We start from the raw sequence: 3,743 nt of genomic DNA, 5'->3' as shown, positions 1-3,743 counted from the left end.
ACAGTTGCGGGGGCAGCCGCGGATTTGGGCAATTCCGTACCGCGTTCCCTGTTCGCTCTCATCTCGAGAGACCGTCGATTTGGGCACTTAAGGGGGCGGGCCCCCCCTTTGTCAATCCGCGCTAGGGCCGGAGCCAACTACCGGTCTGCGGTTTCCGGTGCGCCCGCTTGCGGCGGCGGCGAACACCGCTATAGTCCTCGCGTCGTCGGTTCCCGCATGAGGCGGGACGTAATAGGGAACGCGGTGAGGGATTTTCCCGATTCCGTGGCTGCCCCCGCAACTGTAAGCGGCGAGCACCCTCCGCTAGCCACTGGAGCGTTTCGTTCCGGGAAGGCCGAGGGAAGGCGTCGACCCGCGAGCCAGGAGACCTGCCGCCGGCATCAACCTTGAACCGCGCCTCGGGTGGAGGGCGATGGGGGATCAAATGAACGTTTCTCTACGCCGCACCGCTTTCCTCACAATTGCCGGGCTTCTGCTCACGATCGAGCCGGCGTTGGCTCACCATGCGATGGGCGGCGAAATGCCGTCTACCTTTGGCCAAGGCCTGCTTTCGGGTCTTGCCCATCCCGTCATCGGGCTCGACCATTTGGCTTTTCTCATCGCCGTTGGCGTTGCGGTCGGTGTTGGCGGACTAAGCCTCGCGCTCCCAGTAGCCTTCGTCGTGGCCTCGGCGCTCGGCGTCGTCATCCACCTTTTCGGGTTCAATCTGCCGGGGGTCGAGCTTCTCGTCGCGGCCTCGGTCGTACTGATTGGCGCGCTCGTGGCTTCCGGCAGGGCGTTGCCGCTGGCCGCTTGGGGTGCCTGTTCGGCCTCGCCGGGATTTTCCATGGCTATGCCTACGGCGAGTCGATTGTCGGCGGAGGCGACCCCGCTCTGGGCTTATCTGCTGGGCCTCGTCGTCATCCAGAGCGCGCTATCCGTCGGCGTTGCGCTGATCACGCGCCGGGCCGGTGAAGGCGTCTCGGCGATCGCGCCGCGTCTTGCAGGCGCGGTGGTGGTGGGGGTCGGCTTGGCCGCCCTTCTCGGACAGCTCATCCCGGAAGCGTGATTTCCAATGCTATCTGACGCAACCGGGGGCGAGGGGATCACCTTCGTCCTCGGCGGCGCCCGTTCCGGCAAGAGCCGCTACGCCGAAAGGCTTGTCACCGCGCGGCCCCGGCCGTGGGTCTATATCGCCACGGCCGAAGCGCGCGACGACGAGATGGCGGCGCGTATCGCCGAGCACAAAGCCCGCCGCGAGGCGGGCTGGCAAACTATCGAGGCGCCGCATGAAGTGCCGCAAGCGCTCGACGCCGCGCCACCGGAAGCCGCGGTTCTCGTCGATTGTCTCACGCTGTGGCTCTCCAACGTGATGCATGGCGCGTTCGATGTCGGCAAGATCACACTCAGACTGGAAGAAGCGCTACAGCGTCGCAAGGGCACGACGGTTCTCGTTTCCAACGAGGTCGGTTTGGGGATCGTGCCGGACAACGCGCTTGGCCGCGCGTTCCGCGACACCCAAGGCACGCTCAACCAGCGTCTCGCGGCCATTGCCGGCCGCGTTGTGCTCGTGGTCGCCGGTCAACCGCTCTTCGTGAAAGGGACGTCATGAGCAACTCCGTCGACGAGCAAAAAGCAGAACGTCATCGCGCCAAAATGGCGAAGCGGAAATCAGCGCAAGACGAAGAAGTCGCCGGCAAGACCGTCGAGGAGAAGGGCTTGCTCATCGTCCACACCGGTACCGGCAAGGGAAAATCGACGGCCGCCTTCGGGCTGGCGCTGCGCATGATCGGCCGGGGCAAGCGCGTCGGCATCGTGCAGTTCGTCAAGGGTGCCTGGCACACGGCCGAACGCGACGCGCTCGCCAAGTTCGGCGATCAGGTTGCCTGGTACTCCATGGGCGAGGGCTTCACCTGGGAGACCCAGGACCTCGCCCGCGATATCGCCGCGGCCGAGCGGGCTTGGGCGAAGGCGGTCGAACTGATGGAGGATCCGAGCTTCGCACTGGTCATTCTCGATGAGCTCAACATCGCACTGCGCTACGACTATCTCCCGCTCGAGTCTGTCGTCGCCGCGCTGAAAGACCGGCGCCCCGATCTCCATGTCATTGTTACAGGCCGGAACGCAAAGCCGGAGCTGATTGAAGCGGCCGACCTCGTCACCGACATGACGCTGGTCAAGCATCACTTTGCCGCCGGCGTGAAGGCGCAAGCCGGCATCGAATTCTAGCCATGTCCGCCCGGGCGCTCATGTTTCAGGGCACGGGCTCCGATGTCGGCAAGTCGCTGGTCGTGGCGGGGCTCGCGCGCGCGCTTCACCTGCGCGGGCTAAAAGTGCTGCCGTTTAAGCCGCAGAACATGTCGAACAATGCTGCCGTGACGGCAGACGGCGGCGAGATCGGCCGCGCGCAGGCGTTGCAGGCGCGGGCGGCGGGCGTGGCGCCGAGCGTGCACATGAACCCGGTTTTGCTGAAGCCGCAGAGCGAGGTCGGCGCGCAGATCGTGGTGCAGGGCCGCGTCTACGGCAAGGCGAAAGCCGCAGATTATCAGGTACTTAAGCCAGAACTGATGGGCTTCGTGCAGGAGAGCTTCGCGCGGCTCAAGGCCGAGGCCGACATCGTTTTGGTCGAAGGCGCAGGCAGCGCGGCCGAGGTGAATTTACGGGAAAACGATATCGCAAATATGGGATTCGCGCGCGCCTTCGATGTGCCAATTATACTCATCGGCGACATCGATCGCGGCGGCGTCATCGCCAGTCTCGCCGGCACCAAGGCCGTGCTCGACGCGAACGATGCAGGCATGATCGTCGGCTTTCTCGTGAACAAGTTCCGCGGCGATCCCGCGCTGTTCGCCGGCGGCATGACAAAGATTGCCGAGATCACGGGATGGCAGGCGCTGGGGCTTATCCCCTTCTTCGCCGAGGCCCGGGCGCTTCCGGCGGAGGATGCGCTGGCGCTGGACGCCGTGCGCGCCGAGAAACGAGGTGCCGCGCTCAAGATCGCCGTGCCCATCCTGCCGCATATCGCCAATTTCGACGATCTCGATCCGCTGGATGCGGAGCCCGCAATCGAGCTGGTGCGCGTGCGCCCGGGCCAGGCGCTACCCGGCGATGCGGCGCTGATGATCCTGCCAGGCTCGAAGGCTACGCTCTCCGACTTGAAGGCGCTGCGCGAGGCCGGCTTCGACATCGACATCGCCGCCCATCTACGCCGTGGCGGCATGCTGCTCGGACTGTGCGGCGGGTACCAGATGCTCGGCCGCGTCCTCCACGATCCGGACGGCATCGAGGGTCCCCCGGGCACAGCGCAAGGTCTCGGTCTCCTCGATGTGGAGACGACCCTATCAAGCGAGAAGCGCCTGGAGCCGGCACGCGGCACCACGTTCGACGGCGCGCCATTCTCCGGCTACGAGATGCATATGGGCGTCACCGACGGTCCTGATTGCGTGCGAACCTTCGCGACTCTCGAGACCGGCACGCCCGAGGGCGCCATGTCGGCCGACGGCCGCGTGATCGCAACCTACGTGCACGGGCTCTTCGCAGACGACCGCCAACGTGCGGCGTGGCTCGCACGCTTCGCCGCGGGCGCCCCGCAGATTGCCTATGAGGCCTCAGTCGACGAGATCCTCGACCGCCTCGCCGCCCATTTGGTAGCGCATGTGGATATCGACACGATGCTCACGTTATCGCGGTAAGCGCCGCGAGCACGATGACGAGCGCGATCAGCAGCCCGTCGGCCCGGCCGTAAAGATCGAGCGCCGCTTGGA

General features: G+C 65.7%; 4 protein-coding genes and 2 riboswitches. All 4 genes read left to right on the top strand.

What is annotated here, in order from left to right:
* Positions 1–91, bottom strand: a riboswitch (cobalamin riboswitch). This riboswitch is flagged as partial in the annotation.
* A 98-nt stretch (positions 92–189) separates the two neighbouring features.
* Positions 190–390, top strand: a riboswitch (cobalamin riboswitch).
* A gap of 34 nt (positions 391–424) precedes the next feature.
* From AUC71_RS09475 to AUC71_RS09460, 4 genes are read left to right on the top strand one after another with little or no spacing between them, the layout of a single operon-like run.
* Complete coding sequence (locus tag AUC71_RS09475) at positions 425–1,048, top strand: HupE/UreJ family protein (RefSeq protein ID WP_158007779.1); 624 nt, start codon at positions 425–427, stop codon at positions 1,046–1,048.
* Between the two features lie 6 nt (positions 1,049–1,054).
* Complete coding sequence (gene cobU, locus AUC71_RS09470) at positions 1,055–1,591, top strand: bifunctional adenosylcobinamide kinase/adenosylcobinamide-phosphate guanylyltransferase (protein WP_069624070.1); 537 nt, start codon at positions 1,055–1,057, stop codon at positions 1,589–1,591.
* A complete protein-coding gene (gene cobO / locus AUC71_RS09465; RefSeq protein ID WP_069624069.1) occupies positions 1,588–2,208 on the top strand; it encodes a cob(I)yrinic acid a,c-diamide adenosyltransferase in 621 nt (206 codons plus the stop codon). The genes cobU and cobO overlap by 4 nt, the downstream gene beginning before the upstream one ends.
* Before the next feature lie 2 nt (positions 2,209–2,210).
* The gene (locus AUC71_RS09460; protein ID WP_069624068.1) at positions 2,211–3,671 is read left to right on the top strand and encodes a cobyric acid synthase; all 1,461 of its coding nucleotides are present in this window, start codon (positions 2,211–2,213) and stop codon (positions 3,669–3,671) included.
* Positions 3,672–3,743: the final 72 nt, after the last annotated feature.

The sequence above is a fragment of the Methyloceanibacter marginalis genome (genome assembly GCF_001723295.1).
In the GTDB taxonomy this organism is placed as follows: domain Bacteria; phylum Pseudomonadota; class Alphaproteobacteria; order Rhizobiales; family Methyloligellaceae; genus Methyloceanibacter; species Methyloceanibacter marginalis.
The sequence above is the reverse complement of the archived record's forward strand: the minus strand, read 5'-3'. Positions and strand labels throughout refer to the sequence as shown.

Coding starts and splice junctions, on each gene's coding strand:
- AUC71_RS09475 (WP_158007779.1), top strand. CDS start 425: ATGAACGTTTCTCTACGCCGCACCGCTTTCCTCACAATTGCCGGGCTT.
- cobU (WP_069624070.1), top strand. CDS start 1,055: ATGCTATCTGACGCAACCGGGGGCGAGGGGATCACCTTCGTCCTCGGC.
- cobO (WP_069624069.1), top strand. CDS start 1,588: ATGAGCAACTCCGTCGACGAGCAAAAAGCAGAACGTCATCGCGCCAAA.
- AUC71_RS09460 (WP_069624068.1), top strand. CDS start 2,211: ATGTCCGCCCGGGCGCTCATGTTTCAGGGCACGGGCTCCGATGTCGGC.